At 68.7% G+C, this 20,981-nt stretch carries 21 protein-coding genes; 14 read left to right on the top strand and 7 right to left on the bottom strand.

Going from position 1 to position 20,981, the window contains the following annotated elements; genetic code table 11:
• Positions 1 to 34 precede the first annotated feature (34 nt).
• The 5 genes from OG798_RS35985 (at position 35) to OG798_RS36005 (ending at position 6,483) form a co-directional block, all read left to right on the top strand.
• Entirely contained in the window at positions 35 to 1,042 is a 1,008-nt protein-coding gene (locus tag OG798_RS35985) for an ABC transporter permease (RefSeq protein ID WP_095852492.1), read from the top strand.
• 70 nt (positions 1,043 to 1,112) lie between these two features.
• Positions 1,113 to 2,912, top strand: coding sequence for an ABC transporter substrate-binding protein (locus tag OG798_RS35990; protein WP_095852491.1), 1,800 nt, complete (start codon positions 1,113 to 1,115; stop codon positions 2,910 to 2,912).
• 111 nt (positions 2,913 to 3,023) lie between these two features.
• On the top strand, positions 3,024 to 4,022 hold the full coding sequence (locus OG798_RS35995) for an ABC transporter permease (protein WP_095852490.1): 999 nt from the start codon (positions 3,024 to 3,026) through the stop codon (positions 4,020 to 4,022).
• Complete coding sequence (locus tag OG798_RS36000; protein ID WP_095852489.1) at positions 4,019 to 5,113, top strand: ABC transporter ATP-binding protein; 1,095 nt, start codon at positions 4,019 to 4,021, stop codon at positions 5,111 to 5,113. The genes OG798_RS35995 and OG798_RS36000 overlap by 4 nt, the downstream gene beginning before the upstream one ends.
• Before the next feature lie 23 nt (positions 5,114 to 5,136).
• Positions 5,137 to 6,483, top strand: coding sequence for an ABC transporter ATP-binding protein (locus OG798_RS36005; protein WP_328758303.1), 1,347 nt, complete (start codon positions 5,137 to 5,139; stop codon positions 6,481 to 6,483).
• 94 nt (positions 6,484 to 6,577) lie between these two features.
• On the opposite strand, the gene OG798_RS36010 is transcribed toward OG798_RS36005, so the two are convergent.
• The gene (locus tag OG798_RS36010; RefSeq protein WP_147474161.1) at positions 6,578 to 7,099 is read right to left on the bottom strand and encodes a hypothetical protein; all 522 of its coding nucleotides are present in this window, start codon (positions 7,097 to 7,099) and stop codon (positions 6,578 to 6,580) included.
• A 347-nt stretch (positions 7,100 to 7,446) separates the two neighbouring features.
• On the opposite strand from OG798_RS36010, the gene OG798_RS36015 reads away from it, so the two are divergent.
• Positions 7,447 to 8,838, top strand: a complete 1,392-nt coding sequence (locus tag OG798_RS36015) for a M1 family metallopeptidase (RefSeq protein WP_267062884.1) — start codon at positions 7,447 to 7,449, stop codon at positions 8,836 to 8,838.
• A 47-nt stretch (positions 8,839 to 8,885) separates the two neighbouring features.
• Positions 8,886 to 9,551: a trimeric intracellular cation channel family protein gene (locus tag OG798_RS36020; RefSeq protein ID WP_267062885.1), complete on the top strand. Its 666-nt coding sequence runs from the start codon at positions 8,886 to 8,888 to the stop codon at positions 9,549 to 9,551.
• Here OG798_RS36020 and OG798_RS36025 read toward each other — a convergent pair.
• On the bottom strand, positions 9,451 to 10,680 hold the full coding sequence (locus tag OG798_RS36025) for an alpha/beta hydrolase (protein WP_267062886.1): 1,230 nt from the start codon (positions 10,678 to 10,680) through the stop codon (positions 9,451 to 9,453). The two genes, OG798_RS36020 and OG798_RS36025, sit on opposite strands and share 101 nt — an antisense overlap.
• Positions 10,681 to 10,895: 215 nt before the next feature.
• Here OG798_RS36025 and OG798_RS36030 point away from each other — a divergent pair, with 215 nt between their 5' ends.
• Entirely contained in the window at positions 10,896 to 11,756 is an 861-nt protein-coding gene (locus tag OG798_RS36030; protein WP_121414953.1) for a thioesterase family protein, read from the top strand.
• Here the strand turns inward: OG798_RS36030 and OG798_RS36035 are convergent.
• Positions 11,749 to 12,330 (bottom strand): TIGR03086 family metal-binding protein, encoded by a 582-nt coding sequence (locus OG798_RS36035; protein WP_121414952.1) that lies wholly within the window; start codon positions 12,328 to 12,330, stop codon positions 11,749 to 11,751. The two genes, OG798_RS36030 and OG798_RS36035, sit on opposite strands and share 8 nt — an antisense overlap.
• Positions 12,331 to 12,533: 203 nt before the next feature.
• Between OG798_RS36035 and OG798_RS36040 the strand changes: the two genes are divergently transcribed.
• Together OG798_RS36040 and OG798_RS36045 are read left to right on the top strand one after the other, a co-directional pair.
• Positions 12,534 to 13,517 (top strand): helix-turn-helix transcriptional regulator, encoded by a 984-nt coding sequence (locus OG798_RS36040; RefSeq protein ID WP_121418303.1) that lies wholly within the window; start codon positions 12,534 to 12,536, stop codon positions 13,515 to 13,517.
• Positions 13,518 to 13,642: 125 nt separating this feature from the next.
• The gene (locus tag OG798_RS36045) at positions 13,643 to 14,029 is read left to right on the top strand and encodes a hypothetical protein (protein ID WP_097224706.1); all 387 of its coding nucleotides are present in this window, start codon (positions 13,643 to 13,645) and stop codon (positions 14,027 to 14,029) included.
• A 47-nt stretch (positions 14,030 to 14,076) separates the two neighbouring features.
• Here the strand turns inward: OG798_RS36045 and OG798_RS36050 are convergent, their stop codons facing one another.
• Positions 14,077 to 14,703 carry a TetR family transcriptional regulator gene (locus tag OG798_RS36050; protein ID WP_095852482.1) on the bottom strand — a complete coding sequence of 209 codons (627 nt, stop codon included), beginning with the start codon at positions 14,701 to 14,703 and terminating at the stop codon, positions 14,077 to 14,079.
• A 143-nt stretch (positions 14,704 to 14,846) separates the two neighbouring features.
• Between OG798_RS36050 and OG798_RS36055 the strand changes: the two genes are divergently transcribed.
• The 3 genes from OG798_RS36055 to OG798_RS36065 all read left to right on the top strand — a co-directional run bounded on the left by OG798_RS36055 (position 14,847) and on the right by OG798_RS36065 (position 16,645).
• A complete protein-coding gene (locus OG798_RS36055; RefSeq protein WP_095852481.1) occupies positions 14,847 to 15,014 on the top strand; it encodes a hypothetical protein in 168 nt (55 codons plus the stop codon).
• Between the two features lie 22 nt (positions 15,015 to 15,036).
• Positions 15,037 to 15,366, top strand: a complete 330-nt coding sequence (locus OG798_RS36060; RefSeq protein WP_267062887.1) for a DUF4190 domain-containing protein — start codon at positions 15,037 to 15,039, stop codon at positions 15,364 to 15,366.
• 109 nt (positions 15,367 to 15,475) lie between these two features.
• Positions 15,476 to 16,645: a cysteine desulfurase family protein gene (locus OG798_RS36065; protein ID WP_261689950.1), complete on the top strand. Its 1,170-nt coding sequence runs from the start codon at positions 15,476 to 15,478 to the stop codon at positions 16,643 to 16,645.
• Between the two features lie 39 nt (positions 16,646 to 16,684).
• Here OG798_RS36065 and OG798_RS36070 read toward each other — a convergent pair whose 3' ends face one another.
• Positions 16,685 to 18,178, bottom strand: coding sequence for a multicopper oxidase family protein (locus OG798_RS36070; RefSeq protein WP_257016570.1), 1,494 nt, complete (start codon positions 18,176 to 18,178; stop codon positions 16,685 to 16,687).
• A 261-nt stretch (positions 18,179 to 18,439) separates the two neighbouring features.
• Positions 18,440 to 19,138 carry an N-acetylmuramoyl-L-alanine amidase gene (locus tag OG798_RS36075; RefSeq protein WP_095852479.1) on the bottom strand — a complete coding sequence of 233 codons (699 nt, stop codon included), beginning with the start codon at positions 19,136 to 19,138 and terminating at the stop codon, positions 18,440 to 18,442.
• 296 nt (positions 19,139 to 19,434) lie between these two features.
• Between OG798_RS36075 and mnmA the strand changes: the two genes are divergently transcribed.
• Positions 19,435 to 20,562, top strand: coding sequence for a tRNA 2-thiouridine(34) synthase MnmA (mnmA, locus tag OG798_RS36080; RefSeq protein WP_097224705.1), 1,128 nt, complete (start codon positions 19,435 to 19,437; stop codon positions 20,560 to 20,562).
• An 88-nt stretch (positions 20,563 to 20,650) separates the two neighbouring features.
• Here mnmA and OG798_RS36085 read toward each other — a convergent pair whose 3' ends face one another.
• On the bottom strand, positions 20,651 to 20,974 hold the full coding sequence (locus OG798_RS36085; protein WP_095852477.1) for a DUF427 domain-containing protein: 324 nt from the start codon (positions 20,972 to 20,974) through the stop codon (positions 20,651 to 20,653).
• Positions 20,975 to 20,981 lie beyond the last annotated feature (7 nt).

Below are 20,981 nucleotides of genomic sequence, written 5' to 3' on the forward strand. Positions count from 1 at the left end.
CCGGCTACCGCCGGTTGAGAGGGGTCCCTGCCAGATGACGGCACCATTGCACGAGCCGACCGCGGAAGCGGCCCCGAGTGCGGCCGAAGAAGCGGCGGCTGCCACCGCCGGCGAGAAGGTCGTGCAGGGACGTTCCCTGGGCCGGATCGCCTGGGAGCGCCTGAAGAGGGACAAGCTCGCCCTGACCGGCGGCATCGTCGTGCTCGTCCTCATCGTGATCGCCCTGCTGGCGCCAGTGATCACCCACCTGCTCGGTCAGGACCCGGACACCTTCAACGAGAAGCTGATCGACCCTCTGTTCGGCACCCCCACGGGGTCATTGGGCGGCATCAGCGGTGACCACCTGCTGGGCGTCGAGCCCGTCAACGGCCGCGACATCCTCGCCCGCATCCTCTACGGTGCCCGCGTCTCGCTCCTGGTGGGCTTCCTCTCCGCCGTCGTCGCGGTCGTCCTCGGCACCGTGCTCGGCATCCTGGCAGGCTTCTTCGGAGGCTGGGTGGACTCGCTCATCAGCCGCGTGATGGACGGCCTGCTGGCCTTCCCGCAACTCCTGTTCACGATCGCCCTGGTCTCGGTGATGCCGAACGACATGCTGGGCCTGTCCGGCTCCAACGTGCGTGTGTTCGTGATGATCCTGGTCATCGGCTTCTTCGGCTGGCCCTACATCGGACGCGTGGTGCGCGGCCAGACGCTCTCGATGCGTGAGCGCGAGTACGTCGAGGCCGCGCGATCGCTGGGCGCCGGGCGCTTCTACATCCTGTTCAAGGAACTGCTGCCCAACCTGGTCGCACCGATCATCGTCTACACGACGATGATGATCCCCACGAACATCCTCACCGAGGCGGCACTCAGCTTCCTGGGTGTGGGCGTCAAGCCGCCCACCTCGTCCTGGGGACAGATGCTGTCGAGCGCGATCGACTACTACGAGTCCGACCCCATGTACATGGTGGTCCCTGGTGTGGCGATCTTCATCACCGTCCTTGCCTTCAACCTTTTCGGCGACGGCGTGCGGGACGCGCTGGACCCGAAGGCCTCCCGCTGAACCTGCCACACCCCAAGCGTCCCGTGGCATCGACACGGGGTCTCTCATCAAATCCGGAGGATCCGAGATCGTGACTACCCAACGCACCTCAGGGCGGCGTAAGCAGGCGTTTGCCGCCGCTGCTGCGGTCGCCGCACTGCTGACCACGGCGGCGTGCGGCGGTGGAGGCAGCGACGACAACAACGGTTCGAAGACCGGCGCCGCCGGCTTCGACGCCGCCAACAACAAGGTCGCCCAGGCCTCCCTGGTCAAGAAGGGCGGCACGCTGCGGTTCGGCGGTGCCCAGGACGCGGACTCGTGGGACACCACGCGTGGCTACTACGGCTTCATGTGGGACTTCGCCCGCTACTACAGCCGCCAGCTGGTCACGGGCAAGGCGGAGCCGGGCAAGGCCGGCGCCGAGCTGACCCCGGACCTCGCCACCGGTCTCGCCAAGGTCACCGACGACGGCAAGACCTACACGTACACCCTGCGTGACGGCGTCACGTGGGAGGACGGCAAGCCGATCACGTCCAAGGACGTGAAGTACGGCATCGAGCGCGTGTGGGCGCAGGACGTGCTGTCCGGCGGCCCGACGTACCTCAAGGACTTCCTCGACCCCAAGGGCGAGTACAAGGGTCCCTACAAGGACACGTCCGCGGACAAGCTCGGCCTGAAGGCGATCACCACGCCGGACGACAAGACGATCGTCTTCCACCTCCCCAAGGCCAACTCGGACTTCCAGGAGGTGCTGGGTCTGGTCTCGGCCTCCCCGGTCCGCCAGGACATGGACACCAAGTCCAAGTACAGCCTGAAGCCGTTCTCCTCCGGCCCGTACAAGTTCGAGTCGTACAGCCCGGGCAAGAACCTGACGCTGGTGCGCAACACGAACTGGAAGCAGTCCTCGGACCCGGTCCGCAAGGCGTACCCGGACAAGATCACCGTCCAGTTCTTCTCTGACGCCAACCAGCTGGACCAGCGTCTGCTCAACGGTGACCTGGACCTGGACATCAACCAGACCGGCATGTCCCCGCAGGGCCGCACCACCGCCCTGAAGGAGCACAAGGCCAACCTGGACAACCCGATCTCGGGTTACATCCGTTACGCGGCCTTCCCGCAGAGCGTGAAGCCGTTCGACAACGTCGAGTGCCGCAAGGCCGTGATCCTCGGCGCGGACCACGTCTCGCTGCAGACCGCGCGCGGTGGCCCGGTCGCCGGTGGTGACATCGGCACCAACATGCTCCCGCCGTCCGTCCCGGGTGCCGAGGGCCAGAAGTACGACCCGTACAACATCTCCGGCGCCGACAAGAACGGCAACGTCGAGAAGGCCAAGGCGGCGCTGAAGGCGTGCGGCAAGCCGAACGGCTTCTCCACCACCATCGCGGTGCGCAACAACAAGCCGGTCGAGGTGGCCACGGCCCAGTCGCTGCAGGCGTCGCTGAAGAAGGTCGGCATCACCGCGCAGATCGACCAGTTCGACGGTTCGCAGACCACCGGCATCATCGGTAGCCCCGAGAACGTGAAGAAGAAGGGCTACGGCATCATCATCATGGGCTGGGGTCCGGACTTCCCGACCGTCCAGGGCTTCGGTCTGCCGCTGTGGGACAGCAAGTACATCGCGCCGAGCGGTAACAACAACTTCGCCCTGATCAACGACAAGACCATCGACGGTCTGTTCGACCAGTACGTCACCACGCTGGACGAAGCGGGCAAGACCAAGCTCTCGACCGAGATCAACCACAAGGTCATGGAGGGCGCGTACTACCTGCCCTTCACCTTCGAGAAGTTCATCAACTGGCGTGGCGACAACCTCGCGAACGTCTACACGACGGACAACTACAGCGGTACGTACGACTTCGTCAACCTCGGCCTGAAGAACCCGAAGAAGTAAACCGGCACACCCGCCGTACAGGCACGAAAGGCAGGTGAAGGCCGGCGCGGCGTGGTCGCGGGCCATCGGATGACCTCCGGTGGCCCGCGGCCCCGCGGCGGGCCGTAAGCTGTGCTCGCTTACCTCATCAGGCGGCTGTTCGCCGCCGCAGTGATGCTCGTGGTCATCGTCATGGTGGTCTTCGGCATCTTCTTCCTCGTCCCCAAGTGGGCGGGCGTGGACATCGCCTCGAGCTTCGTGGGCAAGCAGGCCGACCCGGCCGCTGTCGAGGCCGTACGGCAGAAGCTGGGCCTGAGCGACCCGATCTACTCCCAGGTCTGGGAGTTCTTCAAGGGCATCTTCGCCGGACGCACCTACTCGGGCGGTGGCGACGTCACGCACTGCGCCGCACCCTGCTTCGGTTATTCCTTCCGCAGCGAGCAGGCCGTCTGGCCGGTGCTCACCGACCGCTTCCCGGTGACCCTGGGACTCGCGCTCGGTGCCGCCGTGCTGTGGCTGGTCTTCGGTGTCGCGGCCGGTGTGCTCTCCGCGCTCAAGCGGGGCACCATCTGGGACCGCGGTGCGATGGTCGTCGCCCTGGCGGGTGTCTCCCTCCCCATCTACTTCACCGGTCTGCTCAGCCTGGCGATCTTCGCCTTCGGCCTGAAATGGATCAACGCGCAGTACGTGCCCTTCGACCAGAGCATCAGCGGCTGGTTCGGCGGCATGATCCTGCCCTGGATCACCCTCGCGTTCCTCTACGCGGCGATGTACGCCCGGATCACCCGCGCCACCATGCTGGAGATCCTGGGCGAGGACTACATCCGCACGGCACGTGCCAAGGGCCTCAAGGAGCAGGTCGTCATCGGCAAGCACGCCATGCGCTCCACGATGACCCCCATCCTCACCATGCTGGGCATGGACCTCGGCGCCCTCATCGGCGGCGCGATCCTGACGGAGTCGACGTTCAACCTGCCCGGCCTCGGCCGCGCGGTGCTCGACGCCATCCGGAACCAGGACCTGCCCATCATCCTGGGCGTCACCCTGATCACTTCTCTCGCGGTGCTTCTCGCCAACCTCGTGGTGGACGTCCTGTACGCCGTGATCGACCCCCGAGTGAGGCTCTCATGACCGAACTCAGCAAGAGCGGAGCGGTGGCCGAGCCCGTCAAGGACTCGCCCGCGCCCTCCGCCTTCCTCGAAGTACGCGACCTCAAGGTGCACTTCCCGACCGACGACGGCCTGGTCAAGTCCGTCGACGGGCTCAGCTTCCAGCTGGAGAAGGGCAAGACCCTCGGGATCGTGGGCGAGTCCGGCTCCGGCAAGTCGGTGACCTCGCTCGGCATCATGGGCCTGCACACGGCCGGCCAGTACGGCAAGCGCAAGGCGCAGATCTCGGGCGAGATCTGGCTGAACGGCACCGAACTGCTGTCCGCCGACCCGGACTACGTACGCAAGCTGCGTGGCCGCGAGATGGCGATGATCTTCCAGGATCCGCTGTCGGCGCTGCACCCGTACTACACGATCGGTCAGCAGATCGTGGAGGCGTACCGCATCCACCACAACGTGGACAAGAAGACGGCGAAGCGCCGCGCGGTCGAGATGCTCGACCGGGTGGGCATCCCGCAGCCGGACAAGCGCGTCGACAGCTACCCGCACGAGTTCTCCGGCGGTATGCGCCAGCGCGCGATGATCGCGATGTCGCTGGTCAACAACCCCGAGCTGCTCATCGCGGACGAGCCGACGACCGCCCTGGACGTGACCGTCCAGGCGCAGATCCTCGACCTGATGCGAGACCTGCAGAAGGAGTTCGGCTCCGCGGTCATCATCATCACCCACGACCTGGGCGTCGTCGCGGAGCTCTCCGACGACATCCTGGTGATGTACGGCGGCCGTTGCATCGAGCGCGGTCCGGCCGAGAAGGTGTTCTACGAGCCCCGGCACCCCTACACCTGGGGGCTGCTCGGCTCGATGCCGCGCCTGGACCGTGAGCAGACCGAACGCCTCATCCCCGTCAAGGGCTCCCCGCCCTCGCTGATCAACCTCCCGTCCGGCTGCGCCTTCAACCCGCGCTGCCCGTACGCGGACGTTCCCAAGGACAACGTGACCCGCACGGTCCGCCCCGAGCTGACCGAGGTCGGCGGACGGCACTGGGCCGCCTGCCACATGACCCAGGAGCAGCGGGAACGCATCTGGACCGAAGAGATTGCGCCGAAGCTGTGAGCGAGAAAGCCAAGGACGCGGAAGTGACCATTCCCGCACAGGCACAGGACGAAGGCGGCGCCACCCTCACCAAGGACGCCGCTCCCGGTGACGTCCTGCTGAAGGTGACCGGACTGCAGAAGCACTTCCCCATCCGCAAGGGCCTGCTGCAGCGTCAGGTCGGTGCCGTGCGCGCCGTCGACGGCCTCGACTTCGAGGTGCGCTCCGGGGAGACCCTGGGCGTCGTGGGCGAGTCCGGCTGCGGCAAGTCCACGATGGGCCGGCTCATCACGCGGCTGCTCGAACCGACCGCGGGCAAGGTCGAGTTCCAGGGCAAGGACATCACGCACCTCGGTGTGAACGGTATGCGTCCGATGCGCCGTGACGTCCAGATGATCTTCCAGGACCCGTACTCGTCACTCAACCCCCGCCACACGGTCGGCACGATCATCAGTGCCCCGTTCAAGCTGCAGGGCGTGACCCCCGAGGGCGGTGTCAAGAAGGAGGTCCAGCGGCTGCTGTCGGTCGTCGGCCTCAACCCCGAGCACTACAACCGCTATCCGCACGAGTTCTCCGGCGGCCAGCGCCAGCGCATCGGCATCGCTCGCGCGCTCGCGCTCAACCCGAAGCTGGTCGTGGCGGACGAGCCGGTCTCGGCGCTCGACGTGTCGATCCAGGCGCAGGTCGTCAACCTCCTCGACGACCTTCAGCAGGAGCTCGGCCTGACGTACGTGATCATCGCGCACGACCTGTCGGTGGTCCGGCACGTCTCGGACCGGATCGCGGTGATGTACCTCGGCAAGATCGTGGAGCTCGCCGACCGCGACTCGCTCTACAAGGCGCCGATGCACCCGTACACCAAGGCGCTGATGTCCGCGGTGCCGATTCCGGACCCCAAGCGCCGGAACGTGAAGAGCGAGCGCATCCTGCTCAAGGGTGACGTGCCTTCGCCGATCGCGCCGCCGAGCGGCTGCCGCTTCCACACGCGGTGCTGGAAGGCCACGGAGATCTGCAAGACGACCGAGCCGCCGCTCCTGGAGCTGAAGCCCGGCCAGCAGGTCGCCTGCCACCACCCGGAGAACTTCGAGGACCAGGCGCCGCAGGACACGGTGCTGCTGTCCGCGGCGAAGGAGGCCGCGGCGCTCGTGGCCGACGAGGTGCTGGCCGAGTCGGCGGAGACGTCGGCGGCGGTGGCCGCGGAACTGGACACCACGGAGGAGACTGCGGAGTCCGCTGCGGAGCCTGCCGCGGAGACGACCACCGAGCCCGCCGAGGAGGCCGCCCCCGAAGAGGCCGCCCCCGAAGAGGCCGCCGCCGAGGAGGTCTCCGAAACGGTCGCCGTCGACGAGTCGGACTCGTCGGAGGAGTCGGGAACCGGCAGCCAGAAGTGAACAGGTCGAAGTGAACAGGTCGGTGTGAATTCACCGAAACGCATGCCCCGGTAACCAGAGAAATGGTTACCGGGGCATTTGTTTTGAAGAATTATCAGGAACTGGTTTCCCAGTAGTGCCAGCCGACCGAAGTTGCCGGAAGCTTGGCCGTGCCCCTCGCGAGCGTCGTCACCGAGCAGTTCGGGTTCGTGCGGTTCGACTCCCATCCGACCTTGAAGCCGTTGGAGCCGTACTGCAGGTTCCCGTACTTGTTGGAGCGGATGTTGTGCGAGTACGTGTGGCCGGTCGTGATCGCCACGGACTTGGTGATGCTGCCGCTCACCGACGCCTTGGCCGAGGCGAACAGGTAGCTCGCGCTCACCTCCAGGGAGGCGGAGACGCTGTACGTGATGGTGGACGCCCTGGTGACGGAGGCGGTGATGGTGCCACCCGGACCGTCCTTGAAGTACGCCCCCGAGGCGGGAATCCGATAGGCCGAGTGCGAGGTGATCAGGACCCCGTAATCGACCGGGCACGACCTTTTCGGAGTGACGACCGCCGAGGCCGGCGCCGCGCCCGCGACGAGCGGCATTACTCCGGCGACGACGAATGTGGCCAGCTTGGTTCTCTTACGCATGAATTTCCCCCATGCAAGTGGTCCGGCCTCCGTTTCGGCGGAGCCCGTCAAGCTGGAATGAGCGTATGAAGTTGACCGAGGCCGGTCAATCACATCCCGTGGAGTTGAGCAACAATTGAGCCTGCCGCTTTGCGCGGTAAAGAATCGGGAACGGCAGGGTCTTCGTGCGGTCAAATGGGGGACTGTTTCCGCCCGTTCGGGGGGACCGGAAGCCGATCGTCAGGAGTCAACCGACGGGTAGGCCATGACGATTGGGTAAAGTCATGAACATGCCCGAATGGAAGAGTGCAGAGTCTCGCGTGTCCAACTGATCGGGAACGATCGGAACACGTACGAAAGGGACGCTCATGGCACTCTCCCGTTCGGCACGTTTAGGGGCCCTCGCGACCGCGGCGGCCTCCTTCCTCGTCATCGCCGCCTCCTCCGCCCCGACCCCGGGCGCCGACGGCATCGGCGACTCCTACTTCCCCCAGCTCGGCAACGGCGGCTTCGACGCCCGCCACTACGACCTGAACGTGGCGTACGACCCGGACACCGACCGTCTGGACGGCCGTACGACGCTCACGGCCCGCGCCACCCAGTCCCTCTCGTCCTTCGACCTCGATCTCCAGAGATTGGAGGTCACGCGCGTCGAAGTGAACGGCAGACGCGCCGACTTCACCCGTGACGGCGACGAGATCCACATCACCCCGCACGGGGCGATCCGCAAGGGCAGGACCTTCACCGTCACCGTCACCTACGGCGGCGTCCCCGAAGCCCTCAACGGTCCCATCGTCTTCGGCTCCGACTACGGGTGGATGAAGACCGCCGACGGAGTCTTCGTCGCCTGCGAGCCCAACGCCGCCTCCACCTGGTTCCCCTCCAGCGACCACCCCTCCGACAAGGCCACCTACGACATCCGGATCAAGGCACCCAAGGGCCTGACGGGCGTCTCCAACGGGCGGCTGATATCGACGTACGACAAGGGCGACAGCACGGTGGCGCACTGGCGCGAGAGCAGGCCGATGGCGACCTACCTCGCGACCGCGACCATCGGGAAGTTCGACGTGAAGACGGGGACGACTCCGGCCGGGACGCCGATCTACGTGGCCATCGACCCGGTGCTCGCGGCCAGCAACAGCGTCGACGTGTACGCCGTGACGGCCGAGGCCACCGACTACTGGTCGCAGGTCTTCGGGCCCTACCCCTTCGAGGAGACCGGCGCGATCGTCGACGACATGCCGCAGGCGGGGTTCTCGCTGGAGGTGCAGTCGAAGCCCGCGTACTCCGCCGTGCGCTCGGAGTCGACCATCGTGCACGAGCTGGCCCACCAGTGGTTCGGCGACTCCGTGTCGGTGGAGCGCTGGAAGGACATCTGGCTGAACGAGGGCTTCGCGACCTACGCCCAGTGGTTGTGGTCGGAGCACAAGGGGGTCCGCTCGGCGCACGACTCGTTCCTCGCCGGGTACAACGCGCGGCCCGCGGAGTCCGCCTTCTGGGGAACCGTCGTCGCCGACCCGCAGCGCGACACCATGTTCGCCTCGGCGGTCTACCAGCGCGGCGCGATGACCCTCCAGATGCTGCGCGAGCGCATCGGCGACACCGCGTTCTTCAAACTGCTGCCCGCCTGGACGAAGCTCCACAAGTACGGCAACGCCGACACCGCCGACTTCATCCACCTCGCCGAGAGGATCTCGGGACGACAGCTCGACGACCTTTTCCAGACCTGGCTGTTCACCACAGGGAAACCAACCCTGTGAGCCTTTCTTTGTAAGGTGGGAGCCCCGCGACGGGTGAGAATGTCCGGGTGCTTCAGGAACTGTTCACCCCCTCCGTCCAGCATGTGCTCGACCTCGTGGGGATCTTCGTCTTCGCGATCTCCGGCGCCCTGCTGGCCGTCCGCAAGAACTTCGACGTCTTCGGCATCGCCGTCCTCGCCGAGGTCACCGCACTGGGCGGAGGGCTGTTCCGCGACATGGTCATCGGGGCCGTACCCCCGGCCGCGTTCACCGACCTCGGCTACTTCAGCACCCCGCTGCTCGCCGCCCTGCTGGTGTTCTTCCTCCACCCGGAGGTGGAGCGCATCCAGGTCGCGGTCAACGTCTTCGACGCGGCCGGACTCGGCCTGTTCTGCGTCGCGGGCACCACAAAGGCGTACGAGTACGGCCTCGGCCTGACCCCGTCCGCCGCCCTGGGCCTGGCCACCGCGGTGGGCGGCGGTGTGCTGCGCGACGTCCTCGCCAACGAGGTGCCCTCACTGCTGCGCTGGGACCGCGATCTGTACGCGGTCCCAGCGATCGTCGGCGCCACGATGGTCGTCCTGTGCATCCGCTACGACGCGCTGTCCCCGTTCACCAGCGGCCTCGCGGCCGTCACCGCTTTCGTCCTGCGGTTGCTTGCGATGCGGTACCACTGGCGAGCGCCGCGTGCTTGGCACCGCCGGTCGACGGCGACGGAGTCGGGGACACCTTAGCCTGGGCACCTGGCCCGATCTGCTGGGTCAGCCAGCGGAAGATCTCCGGGACCTGCGGCCGCCACAGGGCCGCGTTGTGGCCGCCGGCGCTCCGCGGCAGCAGCACCACCTGCACGATCGTCGGCGGCTTCGCGATCGACTGGAGCGCGGCGCCCGCCTCGTAGCCGTCTTGGGCCTCGCCGGAGATGTAGAGGGAGACGCGGGGCGGGGTGCGGTAGGACTTGAGCAGCAGGTAGGGATTGTTCTCCCGGCGCAGCGTCAGGCTCCGCGCCGTGAGCGAGTTGCGTTCGCCGATCGGGTCGTTGTATCCGGACAGGCTCACCGCGGCCCGGTAGCGGTCGGGGTGAGCGACCGCGAGCTTGGCCGCGCAGTGCGCCCCCGCCGAGTAGCCGGCCACGCCCCAGCCGTCCGGCGCGGACTTCGCCCGGAAGTTGTCCATCACCATCTTCGGCACGTCGATGCTGAGCCAGCTGTCGGCGTTCACCTTGCCGGGGATGTTCGCGCAACCGGTGTCCACCTTGGCCAGGAGATTCATGCGCGGCGCCACCAGGATGAACGGCGCGATCTGACCGTCTTGCATCAGCGGCAGCAGCTGCTCATGCACCTTCAGCGCACCGAACCACGCCTTCGCGGAGCCCGGATAGCCGGGCAGCACCTCCACGACGGGGAACTTCCGGTTGCGGTAGGCGGGCTCGTTGTACTGCGGCGGCAGCCATACGTAGACCTCCGCGTCCACGCCCGACACCTGGCCGTGCAGCTGGGTGACCTTCACCCCGCCCGCCTTGGTCATGCCGGGGCCGTCGGCCTGCGTGAAGGTCTGGTGGACCTTCGGGAGCTGCCGCAGCGAGATACCGCCGGTGCCGTCGCGCCCGAGGTTGGCGGCCGCCTGCACGTGGTTGCCCGTGCCGAGGAGGTCGGACCAGTTGTCGTACAAGCTGTTGGCGTTGTTCACGAGCACGAAGACGAGGGTGACCGCGGTGCCCTGGGCGAACAGCAGCATCACCATCCGAGCCGCGCTGCGCAGCACCTTGGGGCCGGGAATGCGCGACCACAGCACGAGGGGAAGGATCAGGGCGACCGCGACCAGGACGATGGCGGTGAGAAGGAACGGCGTTCCGGTGAGGCTCACGGTGTGTGCGGCTCTTCCTGTGATGGGCTGGATCAACGGTCTGCAGCTGCATCGGGTTCTATGTCCTTGGAGAGGGGGATCCGATGCCGTTGGTTCACGGAAGAGTTCGGACACTTGCCAAGAAATTGCCGAAACCTCACGCTCGGGTGACGGGGTTCACATGCCCGAAACGGTAAAAGCTACCGCTTAGTAATGAGCTGTTGTACCGTTCAGGCATGTCAGAAGCAGCTACCGCACAGGCCGCGCGCGCCGCGATCGGTGACAGCGAGTTCGACCGCGACACCGCGGTCACCCTGCGCGAACCCGGCGTCTACGACATCGACCTGTCCGCCGGGTGGACCATCATCAGCGCCGTCAACGGCGGCTATCTGCTCGCCGTCCTGGGCCGCGCCCTCTCCCACGCCCTGCCGCACAGCGACCCGTTCACCGTTTCCGCCCACTACCTGACCGCGTCGCAACCCGGCCCGGCGGTGGTCCGAACGGACGTCGTACGGACGGGGCGGACCCTGTCGACCGGTCAGGCCTCGCTCTTCCAGTACGACGACGAGGGCCGCGAGGTCGAACGGATCCGCGTACTCGCCTCGTACGGCGATCTCGACGCCCTGCCCGACGACGTCCGCACCACGGCGACACCTCCCGCGATCCCGCCCATGGAGCACTGCTTCGGGCCGGAGGACGGACCGGCGCCCGTCGACGGCAGCTCCGCCATCACCGAGCGGCTGATGCTCAAGCTCGACCCCGCGACCCTCGGCTGGGCCCTGGGGGCGCCGTCCGGGAAGGGCGAGATGCGCTCCTGGTTCGGGCTCGCCGACGGCCGTGACCCCGACCCCCTCTCGCTGCTCCTCGCGGTGGACGCGCTGCCGCCCACCGCCTTCGAGCTCGGCATCTCCGGCTGGGTGCCGACGGTCGAACTGACGGTCCATGTGCGCTGCCGTCCGGCGCCGGGCCCGCTGCGGGTGTCGATCACCACCCGCAACCTCGCCGGCGGCTTCCTGGAGGAGGACGCCGAGGTGTGGGACAGCGCGGACCGGCTGGTCGCGCAGTCCCGACAGCTCGCCCGGGTCCGGCTCAGCTGAGCGGTCGCCGGCCCAGGTAGGCCGCGAGCCGTCCATAGGCGTCGGCCCCTTTGGGGGCCGGCACCGCCGAGTCGAACGGCAGCTCCTCGTCGTCGCGCCGCTCGTCCGGCAGTACGCGCCGGGCGATCCCGAGCGCGAACTCGGCCAGCTCCGGATCGAGTGCGAGCGGCCGTCCGAGGGACTCGGAGAGGTCCCACGTGTGGGTGACGGCCTCCATCACATAGCCCGACAGCGCGATACGTCCGGGGGCCTCACCCCACGGCACGGTGACGAGCGCGTCCAGGCGCGCGTCGTCCGCCCAAGACTTCTGGACCTCCGTCCTGACCTCGTCGTACGCCGCGCTCCAGCGGTCGTCCTCGACGCCGTCGAGGAACGGTCGTACGGCCATTCCGTCGCCGCCCGCGCCGACCACGGCGATCCGGCGGGTGCCGCCCGCGATGTGCGACAGCAGGGTCCGTACGTCGAACTCGGCGCACGGGGTGGGACCGGCGAGCTGCTCCGGGCGAACCGTCGCGACCAGAGCGGCGATCTGCTCGGTGGCGCGGGTGTAGAGGGGGCGGGGGTCGATGTTCATGGCGGACCTCTGTCGGCGTAGGTGAGACGGCGTAGATGTGGCGGTGGCGGTGGCGCGTGTTGGTATCGGCGTTGCGTTGTCGTGCCGTTGCGCCTCAGGTTCGCCGGATAACTTGACAGTTTCCGTCAGCTTTTATGACGGGCTTCGGACGAGCGTCCGCGGGCATCGGCGGACGTGATCCGCGGTGCGCGATCCTGGTGCGCGTGAAGTCCGACCGCCTGCTCTCGATCCTTCTGCTGCTGCAGACCCGCGGCCGCGTCCCCGCGCACGAACTCGCCGACCGGCTCGAGGTGTCGGTGCGCACCATCTACCGCGACATCGAGGCCCTTTCGGCCTCGGGCGTCCCGGTGTACGCCGAGCGCGGGCGGCACGGCGGCATCGAACTGCTCGCCGGATTCCGTACGGACGTCACGGGACTGACCGCCGACGAGTCCCGCGCGCTGTTCATCCTGGCCGCGCAGGGCGCGCACGCCGCGCTCGGCCTGGACGCGGCGCTCGGTTCCGCGCTGCGCAAGGTGATGGCGGCGCTGCCGGCGCCGCACCGTCCGGCCGCCGAGGTGACCAGCCGCCGGATCCTCGTCGACGCGACGCGCTGGAAGGGCGGTCCCCAGCGGGCCGTGGACCTGGAGGTGCTCCAGGACGCGGTCTTCGCCGACCGCAGGCTGCGGCTCAGCTACCGACACGGCGGGCACGCCGAGCCCAGCACCTACACCGTCGACCCGTACGGGCTCGTGTCCAAGGCGGGCGTCTGGTACCTCGTGGCCGACCGGCGCGGGCAGCCGCGGCTGTTCCGGGCCGACCGGGTGCGCTCGGCGACGCTCCTGGGCGATCCCGTGAAGCGGCGCCCGGGCGTCGAACTCGGCGACGTCTGGGAGGTGTTGCGGCGCCAGGTCGAGGAGCGGCCGGACGGTCTCGATGTCACAGTTCGGGTACGGCGTTCCCGCCTCGACATGTTCCTCAGGCTCAACGCGGCCTCCCTCACGGCGCTTCCGGAGGACGACGGCGAGAGCGAGTGGGTCCTCGCGCACCTGTCGTACGGCGTCGTCCGCGAGGTCCGCACGCTGCTGGCCTTCGTGGACACGGTGGAGGTGCTGTCGCCGCCGGAGGCGCGGGCGGAACTGGCCCGGGCGGCGGCCGCGATCGGTGCGGTGTACGGCGGGGATCGCGCCCCGCACGAGGGAAGTTGACCCACAGGTAACCACAGGTTCGGCACAGCGCGGCCCTACGTGGATCTGGTCCTCTGTCCACCGCTCATCCCGCACTCATCCGGCCTTCATAAACCGGTCCACGTGACTTGACTGGGAGTTACCTCATGAACCGTCGTGCCCGACTCGTCCCCGCCGTCGCCCTGCTGGCGCTCTCGCCGTTGCTGGCGGCCTGCGGCTCGGGCGACTCGTCGTCCTCGAACAGCGGCAACACGAGCCAGAACTGTCAGCAGCCCTCCGGAATGCCGAGCGGAGGTCCGTCGGGCAGGCCGAGCGGCGGGCGCTCCGGGATGCCCACGGGCTCGCCCTCCGGGACACCGTCGAACATGCCCACCGGCAAGATGCCCTCCGGCGGTCCCTCGGGCATGCCGTCCGGCGGTCCGGGTGGTGGCCAGGGCGGCGGTCCGGGTGGCGGTCAGGGCGGCTGCGGCGGCGGCCCGGGCGGCGGGGGGCAGCCGAGCGGGCAGCCCAGTGGGCAGGCCGCACAGGGCTGAGCCCGTCCCGGTTCTCTCAGGGGTGGCGTACTCGAAGTGTGGGTGCGTCACCCCAGCCAGTTGCGGCGGCCGATGGCGATCAGCCGCATCTGGCGGGTCGCGACACGGGTCACCCGCTCCCGCTCCTCCTCGGACGCCTCCAGTGCCTCCAGATAGAGCGAGGCCGTCATCAGCATCTGGTCGACGTACAGCGCCGCGAGCATCAGCAGGTCGTCGTCGCTCCACCCCTCCGACTCGGGGTGCTTGGCCAGCTCGACCTTCACCTCCTCGGCGAACCGCTCCAGTTGTTCCCTGATCGCCCGACGCACCCGCTGGACGCCGCCGTGCCGCTCGCGCGCGATGAAACGGACGTGCGCGGGATGGGATTCGACATGGTGGGCGATCAGGTCGACCGCGCGCTCGATGCGTCCGGCGCTGTCGCCGGCCGCGGAGACCGTGTCCCCGATCATCGGGTGCAGACTGCCGAGCGCCTCCTCGACCAGCGCCACGCCGAGGTCCTCCGTCGAGCGGAAGTGCCGGTAGAAGGCGGTCGGTGCGACTCCGACGGCGCGGGTGACCTCGCGCAGACCCAGGCTGCTCAGGCTCTGCTCCTCCAGCAGTTCCAACGCCGCGTCCAGGAGTGCCTGACGGGTCTTCTGCTTCTGGGCCTGCCGGATGCCGAGAGTGTGACTCATACCATGCAGTTAACAACTGTTCTCTGTAATTGAAAAGCCGGGCGACGCGCTAGACTCTGATTCAGTGAACAAGTGTTACTACAACCGTTCACTGAGTCGTCAAGTCCCCGAAACAATCGGGGTTCACCGTCGAGAGGCACCTCATGCTGTTCCTCGTCGCCGCCCTCCTGCTGCTGGGTGTCGTGATGGGCTCCGTAGCCCACGCCCCGCTGCCCGTCACCCTCGTCGCCGCGGTCGTCATCGGCGTCTGGCTGGCCGTCTTCGCGGTCCGCGAGCGCAACGCCCGTCGGCGCCACACCTCCACCAACTGATCGTTGGGAGCTGACTCACGTCATGGAACTCACCGAGCGAACCCACCTCGCCACCGCGACCAAGCCCGCCGCGACCAAGCCGACCGCGACCGCGCCTGACGCGCCCACCCGCGCGACCGGCACCAAGGACGCCGACGGCATGGCCGTCGCCTCCTTCATCCTCGGCCTCCTCGGCCTGCTGGTCCTGAACGTCTTCCTGGGCCCGATCGCCATCGCCCTGGCCTCCGTCGCCCTCTGGCGCGGCACCGCCCGCCGTGGCCGCGCCTTCCTCGGCCTGGGCCTCGGCATCGCCGATCTGCTGGTGCTGGTGGCGTTCATGCAGTTCGACAGCACGGTGTCCTGGAACTTCTGAGCCGTCGCCGAACGAGGCGCTCGATCCACGGCGGAACGAGGGGCGGACGGACGGCTGCCCGGACGGGGGCCGAGGCCGCGGACGGACGGCCCGTAGAATCGGGCCCATCATGGCTTACCTCGACCACGCCGCGACCACACCGATGCTCCCCGAGGCGGTAGAGGCGCTGACCGCCCAACTGAGCGTCACGGGCAACGCCTCCTCCCTCCACGCCGCCGGCCGCCGCGCCCGACGGACGGTCGAGGAAGCCCGGGAAACCCTGGCGGAGGCCCTCGGCGCCCGCCCCAGCGAGGTCGTCTTCACCTCCGGCGGCACCGAGGCCGACAACCTCGCCGTGAAGGGCCTGTACTGGGCCCGCCGCGACGCCGACCCGGCCCGCACCCGGGTCCTCGCGAGCCCGGTCGAACACCACGCCGTCCTCGACGCCGTCCACTGGCTCGGCGAACACGAGGGCGCCACGGTCGAGTACCTGCCCGTCGACTCCTACGGCCGCGTCCACCCGGACGTCCTGCGCGAGGCCATCGCCCGAAACCCCGACGACGTCGCCCTCGTCACCGTCATGTGGGCCAACAACGAGATCGGCACGGTGATGGCGGTCCGCGAACTGGCCGACGTCACGGCCGAGTTCGGGATCCCACTGCACGCCGACGCGGTCCAGGCCTTCGGCCAGGTGCCCGTCGACTTCAGCGCCTCCGGCCTCGCCGCGATGACCGTCTCCGGCCACAAGATCGGCGGCCCGTACGGCATCGGCGCCCTGTTGCTGGGCCGCGAGTACACGCCCGTACCCGTGCTGCACGGCGGTGGCCAGGAGCGGCATGTGCGCTCCGGCACCCTCGACGTACCCGCCATCGCCTCGTTCGCGGTCGCCGGGCGGCTCGCCGCCGAGCAGCGCGAGTGGTTCGCCCGCGAGATCGGCGCCCTGCGCGACGACCTGGTCGACGCCGTACGCGCCGCCGTGCCCGACGCGATCCTCGGCGGTGACCCCGCGACCGGGGGCCGGCTGCCCGCCAACGCGCACTTCACGTTCCCGGGCTGCGAGGGCGACTCCCTGCTGCTTCTGCTGGACGCCCAGGGCATCGAGTGCTCCACGGGCTCCGCGTGCACGGCGGGCGTCGCCCAGCCCAGCCATGTCCTGCTGGCCACCGGCGCCGACCCCGACCTGGCCCGCGGCACCCTGCGCTTCTCCCTCGGCCACACCTCCACGGAAGCGGACGTCGAGGCGGTGGCCAAGGCGATCGGCCCGGCGGTGGAGCGGGCACGGTCGGCAGGCCTGACCTGACACCACCGCGCTCGCTCACCTCGTACCGGCGCTGTCGCCCTAGCTGTCCGTCACCATGAGGGAGGCCATCATGCCCTCGTCCTCGTGTTGCAGCAGATGGCAGTGGAGCATGTACATATAGGTGTCGTCCGAGAAGTCGGTGAACTTCATCGCGATCTCGATGGAGCCGCCGCCGACCACCTCGAACGTGTCGTACCAGCCCAGCTGGACGCCCGTCGGATCCTCCCCGTTGATGGAGATCAGCTGGAACGGCACATCATGCAGATGGAACGAGTGTTCAAGCTGCGTGCTGTTCTTGACCGTCCACACCTCCTCGGCACCCAGGGTGGTGCTGATCATCGCCATCGAGGACATGCTCGTCCCGGCGGAGCCGTTGATCGTCATCGTTGCGCCGCTCTGGCCGAGCGTGATCGTGCGGGCGGTGAAGTCGCTGGTGTCGTAGCGGGTGATGGTGTTGAGGGTGGGCAGGGTCGCCGGAGTGTCCGAGGCGTCGGGGGTGACGGTCAGGAACTCGTACGTCCCGCTGCCGCCGCGCACCCAGCCCGTCGTCACCACGGCCTCCAACGTCACCGCGTCGCTGAGCTCCATGACGAACTCGGCCCGCGCGCCCGCCACCAGCCGGATCGATGCCACCTCGGTGGCCTCGGTCAGATAGCCCTGGTCGGTGGCGATCTGGGTGAGCGTCGCGCCGTCGCTGCGCTGGATGGTGATGATGTCGGACGGCGAGGCGTTGAGCAGCCGGAAGCGGGTGCGCTTCTTGGTGGCGGTGAAGGAGAGCGTGGTGTCGTCGACGTTCGTGCCGTTGCACAGCAGGGGGAAGCTCAGGCCGTTGCTGAGGTAGCCGGTCAGGTTGTACTTGATGTCTCCCGCGCTGTCCGTGGCCAGACACTGCAGGATGATCGGGATGTCGTCGGTGCCGTAGGTGCTGGGCAGGGCCGCGGACGCGTCCGAGTCGTCCTCGACGATGATCATGCCCGCGAGGCCGTGGGTGGCCTGCTCCGCCGTGGTGCCCAGGGCGTGCGGGTGGTACCAGAGCGTCTTCGCCTCGTCCTTGACCGTGAAGGTGGGCGACCAGGTCTTCCCCGCGGCGAAGGAGTTCTGCGGACCGCCGTCCATGCTGGGCGGGACGTGCGCGCCGTGGAAGTGGACGGTGGTGTCCTCGGTGAGGCTGTTGGTGATGTTCAGCAGGACGGTGTCGCCCGACGTCCACTTCATAGTGGGGCCGAGGAACGACTGGTTGTAGCCCGCGGTCGTGCTGGTCACTCCGCTGAGCACCTCGCTGGTGCCGGTCTTCGCCTCCAGGGTGAACGTCGTGGTGCCGTCCGTGGTGGTCCCCTCCAGGAGGTCGGGGATGGTCAGCGTGGTGCCCGCGGCGTGCGCCTTGTTCTGTGTCGCGTTCGTCAGTAAGGCGATGGCCGTGCCGCCGGCGGTTACCGCCGCGATGCCCGCTCCGGCCATCCCGCCGAGGAACTTGCGGCGGTGCATGCCCTTGCCCGTGGACTTGCCCGGGGTCTTGCCCGTGGTGTGAGTCATAGCGGTGGACTCTCGGCCTAAGGACTATGTGAAGACTGGGCCGGAGTTAGGAGAACGCCGTCGTCGCTGTGAAATCCGATGACTTAAAGTCAGGATCAACTCCCGCGGAAACAGCGAGAGTTGACGTGTCGCTGGTCACATCGGCAGCACGGGACGCAAGGGACACGCGCGTCCCGTCGACGCCTCACAGCATCACGATTAGGTGACTTGAGCCCTGTGCGCCGCTGTCTGTGAGCGCGCACCGAAAGCGCTCTCTGGTGGCTACGCCCCAGCTGTGCGCGCCGGCTCCGCCGCGGTACGGGCCTGCCGTACCAGCCGTATGTACCGGTCCCAGTCCCAGTACCGCCCGGGGTCCGTGTGGTCGGTGCCCGGTACCTCGACGTGTCCGATGATGTGCGCACGGTCCACGGGAATGCCGTACCGCCCGCAGATCCCGGCCGTCAGCCGCGCCGAGGCCGCGTACATGGCGTCCGTGAACGACGAGGCGCGCTCCACGAAGCCCTCGTGCTCGATGCCGACGCTCCGCTCGTTGTACCCCCGGTTGCCCGCGTGGAAGGCCACGTCCAGCTCGCGGATCATCTGCGTGATGTGTCCGTCCTTGCGCACGATGTAGTGCGCGGCCGCGCCGTGTGCCGGGTCCTGGAAGACCTTCACGGCGCTTCGGTAGCTGCCCTGGGTGACGTGGATGACGACCCGGTCTATCCCATAGTCGTCGGGCCGGTCCGCCCGCCGCCAGTTCGCCGACGAGGCGGCCACCCACTGCGCACCCCGGAAGTCGACGGCTCCCGCCACCCGGGGCTTTTCGACGCCGGGCAGCCGCCACCACAGGTGGCCGAGCTCACCGCGCGCGAGCACCGCCGTGCCCACGGCGGCCGCGGCGCCACCGATCAGCAGCGTCCGCCGTCCGATCCGCCGGTCACGGTCCCGGCGGGCACGCCCCTTGGTCCCGTTCGCGCCCACGCCGCCCCCGCTGCTCCCGATGGATTCCCCGGCTCCAGTGATCCCCGCGGCCCCCGTGGCTTCCGTGGTCCCTGTGCCGGCTGCGATCTCCCTGGTTCCCACGCTTCCTGTGGCTTCGGTGGTTCCCGAGTCGCCTGTGTTCCCTGTGTCGCCTGTGTTCTCGGTGTTCTCCGCGGCCCCGCTCATGGCGTCCGCCCCCGTCCTTCGTGCCCGCCCGTCCCGCAGCGGGCTCCGTTGCGATCGTCAACGGATACCCGCGGGCTTCGGTTCCCGCGGCCCCGTACTCTGGAGGGGCTATGACTGAGACCTCGCAGCGCCCCCGCCCCCTCCGCGTCCTCGCCGCCATGTCCGGCGGCGTGGACTCCGCCGTCGCCGCCGCCCGCGCGGCCGAAGCCGGTCACGACGTGACGGGCGTGCACCTCGCGCTCTCCGCCAACCCGCAATCGTTCCGCACGGGCGCGCGAGGCTGTTGCACCATCGAGGACTCGCGCGACGCCCGCCGCGCCGCGGACGTCATCGGCATCCCGTTCTACGTGTGGGACCTCGCCGAGCGCTTCCGCGAGGACGTGGTCGAGGACTTCATCGCCGAGTACGAGGCCGGACGCACCCCCAACCCGTGTCTGCGCTGCAACGAGAAGATCAAGTTCGCCGCCCTGCTCGACAAGGCGCTCGCGCTCGGCTTCGACGCGGTCTGCACGGGCCACTACGCCAAGGTGATCGTGAACGAGGACGGCACGCGCGAGCTGCACCGGGCCTCGGACATGGCCAAGGACCAGTCGTACGTCCTCGGGGTCCTCGACGACCGCCAGCTCGCCCACGCGCTGTTCCCGCTGGGTGACACGGTCACGACGAAGGACGAGATCCGCGCGGAGGCGGAGCTCCGGGGCCTGGCCGTCGCCAAGAAGCCCGACTCGCACGACATCTGCTTCATCGCCGACGGCGACACCCAGGGCTTCCTGGCGAACCGCCTGGGCAAGGCGGAGGGCGACATCGTCGACGAGTCCGGGTCGGTCATCGGCTCCCACGAGGGCGCGTTCGGCTTCACGATCGGGCAGCGCAAGGGGCTGCGCATCGGCACCCCGGCCGCGGACGGCAAGCCGCGCTACGTCCTGGACATCTCGCCGGTGAACAACACGGTGACCGTGGGTCCGGCGGCATCCCTCGATGTCAGCGGGCTGACCGCCATCAAGCCCCGCTGGTGCGGCGCCGCCCCCACCGGCCCGGGCACCTACACCGCCCAACTCCGCGCCCACGGAGGCGAGACGCAGGTCGCGGCAGAGCTGGTCGACGGCGAACTCGAGGTCACGTTCACCGAGCCGGTCCGCGGCGTCGCCCCCGGCCAGGCGATCGTCCTGTACGACGGCACGCGCGTGGTGGGCTCGGCGACGATCGCGACGACCACGCGCGCGACGGCGGGCGTCTAGGGCTTTCCGGGCCCTTCGAGGACGGCGACCCCGCTGACCACCGAAGCGGCCCGGGAACACCCGGGCCGTCGGCGTGGCGCCGGTGCGGTTACGCCACTTCGACTTCGTAGAAGCAGAAGTGGTCCTTGATGCGGGCGACGTCCGGCTTGGGGTCGGGGTAGGACCAGACGAGGTCGGGGGCGTCGGGCAGGGACCAGTAGGACGCGTCGCCCTTGAAGGGGCAGTGCGTGTGGGTGTCGGAGGTCGTCAGCAGGTCGAGGCGGACGTCCTCGGCCGGTAGGTAGTAGCGCACGGGACAGCCGGTCTCGCGCAGCACCAGGGGCCGGTCGCTCTGAGCCAGCACCTGGTCGCCGTGCACGACGCGTACCCGCTCCGTGCCCTGTTCGATGGTGATCGTGTGTCCATTGGCCATACCCGTA

The organism is Streptomyces sp. NBC_00271, from assembly GCF_036178845.1.
Lineage (GTDB): Bacteria > Actinomycetota > Actinomycetes > Streptomycetales > Streptomycetaceae > Streptomyces.

Excerpts from the sequence above, each read along its gene's own strand:
- OG798_RS35985 (WP_095852492.1), top strand. The coding sequence starts at position 35 with ATGACGGCACCATTGCACGAGCCGACCGCGGAAGCGGCCCCGAGTGCG.
- OG798_RS36000 (WP_095852489.1), top strand. The coding sequence starts at position 4,019 with ATGACCGAACTCAGCAAGAGCGGAGCGGTGGCCGAGCCCGTCAAGGAC.
- OG798_RS36010 (WP_147474161.1), bottom strand. The coding sequence starts at position 7,099 with ATGCGTAAGAGAACCAAGCTGGCCACATTCGTCGTCGCCGGAGTAATG.
- OG798_RS36015 (WP_267062884.1), top strand. The coding sequence starts at position 7,447 with ATGGCACTCTCCCGTTCGGCACGTTTAGGGGCCCTCGCGACCGCGGCG.
- OG798_RS36030 (WP_121414953.1), top strand. The coding sequence starts at position 10,896 with ATGTCAGAAGCAGCTACCGCACAGGCCGCGCGCGCCGCGATCGGTGAC.
- OG798_RS36035 (WP_121414952.1), bottom strand. The coding sequence starts at position 12,330 with ATGAACATCGACCCCCGCCCCCTCTACACCCGCGCCACCGAGCAGATC.
- OG798_RS36045 (WP_097224706.1), top strand. The coding sequence starts at position 13,643 with ATGAACCGTCGTGCCCGACTCGTCCCCGCCGTCGCCCTGCTGGCGCTC.
- OG798_RS36050 (WP_095852482.1), bottom strand. The coding sequence starts at position 14,703 with ATGAGTCACACTCTCGGCATCCGGCAGGCCCAGAAGCAGAAGACCCGT.
- OG798_RS36055 (WP_095852481.1), top strand. The coding sequence starts at position 14,847 with ATGCTGTTCCTCGTCGCCGCCCTCCTGCTGCTGGGTGTCGTGATGGGC.
- OG798_RS36060 (WP_267062887.1), top strand. The coding sequence starts at position 15,037 with ATGGAACTCACCGAGCGAACCCACCTCGCCACCGCGACCAAGCCCGCC.
- OG798_RS36065 (WP_261689950.1), top strand. The coding sequence starts at position 15,476 with ATGGCTTACCTCGACCACGCCGCGACCACACCGATGCTCCCCGAGGCG.
- OG798_RS36070 (WP_257016570.1), bottom strand. The coding sequence starts at position 18,178 with ATGACTCACACCACGGGCAAGACCCCGGGCAAGTCCACGGGCAAGGGC.
- mnmA (WP_097224705.1), top strand. The coding sequence starts at position 19,435 with ATGACTGAGACCTCGCAGCGCCCCCGCCCCCTCCGCGTCCTCGCCGCC.
- OG798_RS36085 (WP_095852477.1), bottom strand. The coding sequence starts at position 20,974 with ATGGCCAATGGACACACGATCACCATCGAACAGGGCACGGAGCGGGTA.